General features: G+C 66.1%; 6 protein-coding genes and 1 other RNA gene. 4 read left to right on the forward strand and 3 right to left on the reverse strand.

Annotation, left to right across the window (positions count from 1 at the left end):
• Together B3T77_RS14750 and B3T77_RS14755 are read left to right on the forward strand one after the other, a co-directional pair.
• A partial coding sequence (locus tag B3T77_RS14750) for a helix-turn-helix domain-containing protein (RefSeq protein WP_292080587.1) occupies positions 1 to 135 on the forward strand: 135 nt, incomplete at its 5' end.
• Between the two features lie 43 nt (positions 136 to 178).
• The gene (locus B3T77_RS14755; RefSeq protein WP_292080581.1) at positions 179 to 946 is read left to right on the forward strand and encodes a DUF3800 domain-containing protein; all 768 of its coding nucleotides are present in this window, start codon (positions 179 to 181) and stop codon (positions 944 to 946) included.
• A 122-nt stretch (positions 947 to 1068) separates the two neighbouring features.
• On the opposite strand, the gene B3T77_RS14760 is transcribed toward B3T77_RS14755, so the two are convergent.
• A complete protein-coding gene (locus tag B3T77_RS14760; RefSeq protein ID WP_292080582.1) occupies positions 1069 to 2910 on the reverse strand; it encodes a DNA polymerase III subunit gamma/tau in 1842 nt (613 codons plus the stop codon).
• A gap of 254 nt (positions 2911 to 3164) precedes the next feature.
• Positions 3165 to 3260, reverse strand: an RNA gene (gene ffs / locus B3T77_RS14765) — signal recognition particle sRNA small type.
• Between the two features lie 47 nt (positions 3261 to 3307).
• Between ffs and nudC the strand changes: the two genes are divergently transcribed.
• A complete protein-coding gene (gene nudC, locus B3T77_RS14770) occupies positions 3308 to 4228 on the forward strand; it encodes an NAD(+) diphosphatase (RefSeq protein WP_292080583.1) in 921 nt (306 codons plus the stop codon).
• On the opposite strand, the gene B3T77_RS14775 is transcribed toward nudC, so the two are convergent.
• Complete coding sequence (locus B3T77_RS14775) at positions 4225 to 4947, reverse strand: 3-deoxy-manno-octulosonate cytidylyltransferase (RefSeq protein WP_292080584.1); 723 nt, start codon at positions 4945 to 4947, stop codon at positions 4225 to 4227. The two genes, nudC and B3T77_RS14775, sit on opposite strands and share 4 nt — an antisense overlap.
• Positions 4948 to 5089: 142 nt before the next feature.
• Here B3T77_RS14775 and B3T77_RS14780 point away from each other — a divergent pair.
• Positions 5090 to 5685 (forward strand): c-type cytochrome (locus B3T77_RS14780; RefSeq protein ID WP_292080585.1); only part of this gene is annotated, 596 nt, incomplete at its 3' end.

Raw genomic sequence — 5685 nt, forward strand, 5'->3', positions numbered from 1 at the left:
ATCAAGACGCTGGAGTGGGAGCGCATCCACGAAGTGCTGGCCGAGAGCGACTTCAACATCTCTGAAGCCGCGCGCCGCCTGGGCATGCACCGCCGCACCCTGCAACGCATCCTGGCCAAGCGCGCGCCGCGATAGGAGCTGACACAGACGCGCAAACGTCTGAGTTGTGGTTGTTCTATTGACCGCCTTCCTTGGCTGGTCATTTTACAGCATGGCTTTTTCAGACTTCATTGTGTTCGCCGACGAAAGTGGTTCGCCCGTTCTAGAAGGGCCGGACCCGACCTTTCCGGTGTTCGTCCTGAGCTGTGTGCTGATCTCGAAACAGGTCTATGCCGAGCAAGTCGTGCCTCAACTTCAGAGGCTGAAGTTTGATTTCGTCGGCCACGATCAAATTGTCCTGCATGAGCGCGACATAAGGCGCCAGCAGAAGGCCTTCGCGTTTTTGCAGGCCACTTCAGCAGTTCGAGAAGCATTTCTGAATCGCATCAACAATATCGTTGCTGGTGCCGATATCGACGTCATAACGGCCGTTATCGACAAGGTCCGGTTGGCGGAACGCTACGCAAAGCCGTGGAATCCCTACGAAATCGCCTTGAACTTTTGCATGGAAAAGCTGCTTGCCCGCCTCCGCGCGCTCGAACAGCAAGATCGGCTCATCCATGTCGTCTTCGAGGGCCGAGGAAAGAAGGAAGATGCAGAGCTCGAACTGCATTTTCGACGCATTGCGGCCAATCAAGCGAACTGGGGTTATAAAAACCCAGACTTCAGCTTCCTGAACTGGGAACCCGTCTTCGTCGACAAGAAGTGCAATTCGTCAGGGCTTCAACTAGCCGATTTGATGGCGCGCCCCATCGGGCTCAAGGCCCTCCGTCCGTTGCAGGCCAATAGGGCGTTCGATCTTCTGCAGCCGAAGTTGAAGGCCGACGGGCTGAAAGTCTTTCCCTGAAAGCAGAAGGGCCCCCGGCGAACCGGGAGCCCTACGCCGACCGAGAAACCCCAGTCCATTTCGCAAAGCAATATAGGCCTTATTGATTAAAAAGTCCACAACCGAAGCGCGCGTGACGTTGTTCAATCCTCGTCGTCGTCCTCGACCAAGTCGGGGATTTCCGGCGTGACCACGGTCGGGGCGATGGTCTTGATCTCGCCCAGCTTGGCACCGGGGAAGGCCTGAAGCACCGCCTGGACGAAGGGATTGGCCTCGACCTCAGCGCGTTCGGCGGCGCGGGCCTTTTTCTGGACCTCAATGACCGTCTCGGCCCCGCCCTGGCCATTGGCGGCGATCAGCCAGGTGCGACCGGTCCATTCGCGCAGGCGGGCCGACAGCTTGCGCGCCAGTTCGATGGGCGCGCCCTGGACGCTTTCATAAACGATGGCGCCGGGCTTGAACGAGACCGGCTTCACATACCGCTCCACATCCATCTGAAGTCCGACCTCGCGCTTCTCGCCGATCAGGGCGACGACCTGTTCGAAGGTCTGCGGATCGGGCAGGGCAGGCGCCATCACCGGACGCGCGGCCAGCTGCGCCGAAGTTCCGCCGCCGCTTCCACCACCACCGCCGCCACGCGGGGCCGAGCCGCCGCCCATCGGTTCACCGGACTGCAGCCGCTTCAGCGCCTCCTCCGGTCCCGGCAGATCGGCGGCATAGGCCAGGCGCACGATCGCCATTTCCACCGCATCGGCCGGGTTGGGCGCGCGCCGGACCTCGTCCAGCGCCTTCAGCAGCATCTGCCAGGTGCGCGACAACGTCGCCGCCGGAATGGCCGCGCCCAGCGCCGCCAGCTTCTGCGCCTGATCGTTGGGCAGGCGGGTCGCGTTCGGACCCAGCATCTTGGCGACCGAGGCGGCGTGGCAATGTTCCAGAAGATCGTTGGTCACCTGCACCGGATCGGCGCCGAAGCCGTACAGGGTGCGGAAACTCTCCAGCGCCTCGGGCGTGCGGCCGGCCATGACGCTTTCGAACAGGGCGATGGTCTGGGTGCGGTCGGCCAGACCCAGCATGTCGCGCACCGTCTCGGTCTTGACCGTCTCGCCGCGCTCGGCCTGAACCAGGGCCTGGTCCAGCAGCGACAGACCGTCGCGCACCGACCCCTCGGCCGCGCGCGAGATCAGAGCCAGCGCGTCGTTCTCGATCTTCATGCCTTCGCGGTCGGCGATCCGGCCCAGATGCTCGACCAGGATTTCCGGCTCGACCCGGCGCAGGTCGAAGCGCTGGCAGCGGCTCAGGATCGTCACCGGCACCTTGCGGATCTCGGTGGTGGCGAAGATGAATTTGGCGTGGGGCGGCGGCTCCTCCAGCGTCTTCAGCAGGGCGTTGAACGCCTGCGTCGACAGCATGTGGACCTCGTCCAGCACATAGACTTTGTAGCGCGCCTCTACCGGCGCATAGCGGACGCTTTCCAGAATGTCGCGGATGTCGTTGACGCCGGTGTGCGACGCCGCGTCCATCTCCATCACGTCCATATGCTGGCCGGCCATGATGGCGGCGTCGTGCCGGCCGTGGGCGGTCAGGGTCAGCGACGGCTTGTCGATGACGTCGGTTTCGTTGTTCAGGGCGCGGGCCAGAAGGCGGGCGGTGGTCGTCTTGCCGACGCCGCGCACGCCCGTCAGCATGAAGGCGTGGGCGATGCGGCCCGTGGCGAAGGCGTTGGTCAGGGTGCGCACCATCGCCTCCTGACCGATCAGATCCTCGAAGGTGCGCGGCCGGTATTTGCGCGCCAGCACCTGATAGGCGGCGCCGTCATCGACGTGAGCCGCGACTTCAGCCGGGGCAGGCTTGGTGACGACAGGCGCGGCGACCGGCTCAGGCGCCGCCGCGGGCGCCCCGAACATGTCGTCGGTGTTTTCGTCGCGTTCGACGACGTCGTCCTCTTCCCAGGGCGGGCCGTCGAGATTCGTGTCGCTGTCCGTCATGGGAGGAAGTCTTACAGCGGGTGAGGGGCGGGAAGAAGCGATTCTCAACGAGTCGCCTCCCTGCTTTGCGGGGAGTAGCGCGGCGCGTCTTCGCGTCGTGACGGAGGGGGTTTTTACCGCATTCCGGCGTCTGTGGGATTGCAAGAGCCCCTCCACCGCTTCGCGGTCCCCCTCCCCACAGGTGGGGAGGAGACGTGACGCACCAACGCGCTGTAGCAGCGAGCCGCCGTGCGGCGAGCGGTAGCGCAAAAAAGAGGAGGTAGAGACCGCGACCCGAAGGGGAATTCGTTGTGGCTGCTGCCTTCCGGCCCTGACCAGATTGGCGAAACCTTCGCCCGCGATCTCCAAGCGAAGATATGACGGGTGCGGCGGTTGGAATCAAGAGCTACAAACCCGCATGGCCCATCACAACACCTTCGCCGGCAATCCGCTCGATCGGGCCGGCGACCTGAGGAATGATCCCGACTGGCTGGCCGAACAGGCCGCCAAGCCGTACGCCCAGTCCCTGGTGCTCTGGGAAGGGCGGCCGCTGATTGAGGAGACGGGCGAGGGGCCGAGGCTGGCGTGGCTGCAGATGCGCCATGCGCGCACCCTGGTGCGGGACCGCGAGGCGTTTCTGGGCCTGTGGAACGACGAACCCGTCTTCGCCATCGAGTTCGAAGGCTCGATCGATCCGACCGACGGGCCGCTGGCCGGGCTGGGCGCCTTTCACGAGTTGCGGGCGGCGGCGGCGATCCTGCCGGCGGCGGATGCGGCGATCGCGGGCGGGGCCAAGAGCCTGTTCGACTGGCGCCGCAAACACGGCTTCTGCGCCAACTGCGGCACGCTGAGCGAGACGGCGTCGGGCGGCTGGAAGCGGATATGCCCGGCCTGCGGGACCGAACATTTTCCGCGCGTCGATCCGGTCACCATCATGCTGCCGGTCTATAAGGGCGGGGCGGAGCCCATCTGCCTGCTGGGCCGTCAGGCGGCCTGGCCTGCCGGACGAATGTCGGCGCTTGCCGGGTTCCTGGAACCGGGCGAATCCATCGAGGAGGCCTGCGCCCGCGAGGTGAAGGAAGAGGCCGGCCTGACCGTGATCGCCACGGCCTATCATTCCAGCCAACCCTGGCCCTTTCCCTCGCAACTGATGATCGGCCTGATCGCGGAGGTGTCGGACGATCAGGCGCAACCGGACCAGACCGAACTGGAAGCCGTCGCCTGGCTGACGCGGGCCGAGGCGCGCGCCGTGCTGGCGGGCGAGCATCCGAGCATTCAGGCCCCTCCGCCCTTCGCCATCGCCCACAGCCTGATCAAGGCCTGGGTCGACGAGGTCTAGGCCAGCGCCCGCGCCGCCTCCAGGTCGGCGGGATTGTCGACGGACAGGGGGGCTTCGCCGATGACGGCGGCCCACATCTGCATGCCCATTTCCAGGGCGCGCAGCTGTTCCAGCTTCTCGCGTTTTTCCAGCGGCGACGGCGGCGCGGCGCAGAAGCGGTTCAGCGCTTCGCGGCGATAGCCATAGACGCCGATATGACGCCAGACAGGGGCGTCGCCATACAGGGTCGAGCGGGTGAAATAGAGGGCGCGCGCCTGGCGTTCGCCTTCGCCCAGGGCCAGCACCGCCTTGACCACATCGGGATTGGTCCGGTCCGACCCGTCGGCCTCGGCGGCGACCAGGGTGGCGATGTCGCAGGTCGGCTCGCCGTGCAGAATGGCGGCGCAGGCGACGGCCAGACCGGGGCTGGCGAAGGGCATGTCGCCCTGAACGTTGATGACGGCGTCGAAATCGCCCTCGGGGTCGATGGCGTCCACGGCGGCGCGAATGCGGTCCGAGCCCGACGGAAGGGCCGGGTCGGTCAGGACGGCGCGGCCGCCTGCGGCTTCCACCGCCTCGACGATGTCGGGATCGCCGGCGGCGACCACGACCGGCAGGCCCGAGGCCTCGGCCTGGCGATAGGCGCGCACGATCATCGGCGTGTCGCCGATCAGAGCCAGCGGCTTGTTCGGCAGGCGGGTGGCGGCCATGCGAGCCGGTATCATTATCAACGGATTCATCGACTTCCCTGACGCCTGTCTGGCCCGTCGCGCGTTGGGCCGGTTGCGAAGGCGGCGCTACCGTGCCAGAGACGCCAAAGCAAGATTATGTCCGGGGCGTGTTTTCGAGGGGCCCGGCCGGCAGAGGGAAACGACCAGGCGTATGAGCGGCGATCTTAAGTGGAACAAGATTTTCGGCGCGGCTCTGGGGACGGCGTTCGTCATCCTGGTCGTCCAGCAGGCTTCGGGCCTCGTCTATCATTCGGAAGCCCCCGAAAAGATGGGCTATTTCGTCGATGCGCCGGAAGAGGCCGCCGGCGGTGAAGCCGCTGAACTGGCGCCCGACTGGGGCACGGTGCTGCCGACCGCCGATCTTGCCGCCGGCGAGGCCGCCTTCGCGCGTTGCCAGGCCTGCCATGACGCGCACCAGGGCGGCGCCGACAAGATCGGTCCGAACCTGTGGGGCGTGGTCGGCGGGCCGGTCATGCACCGTCCGGGCTTCGCCTATTCCGACGCCATGGCCAAGCACAAGGCCGAGGCGCCGACCTGGGGCTATGACCAGATCAACAGCTTCATCACGGCCCCGGCCAAATATGTGCCCGGCACCAAGATGTCCTTCGCCGGCATCCGCGACACCCAGACGCGCATCAATCTGATCGCCTGGCTGCGCACGCAGGGCTCGGGCGGCTTCGCCATCCCGGCGCCGGATCCCACCCGTCAGCCTGGTGCAGCCGCGCCGGCCGCCGGCGCGCCTGCGAC

Source organism: Brevundimonas sp. UBA7838, from assembly GCF_002500885.1.
In the GTDB taxonomy this organism is placed as follows: domain Bacteria; phylum Pseudomonadota; class Alphaproteobacteria; order Caulobacterales; family Caulobacteraceae; genus Brevundimonas; species Brevundimonas vesicularis_C.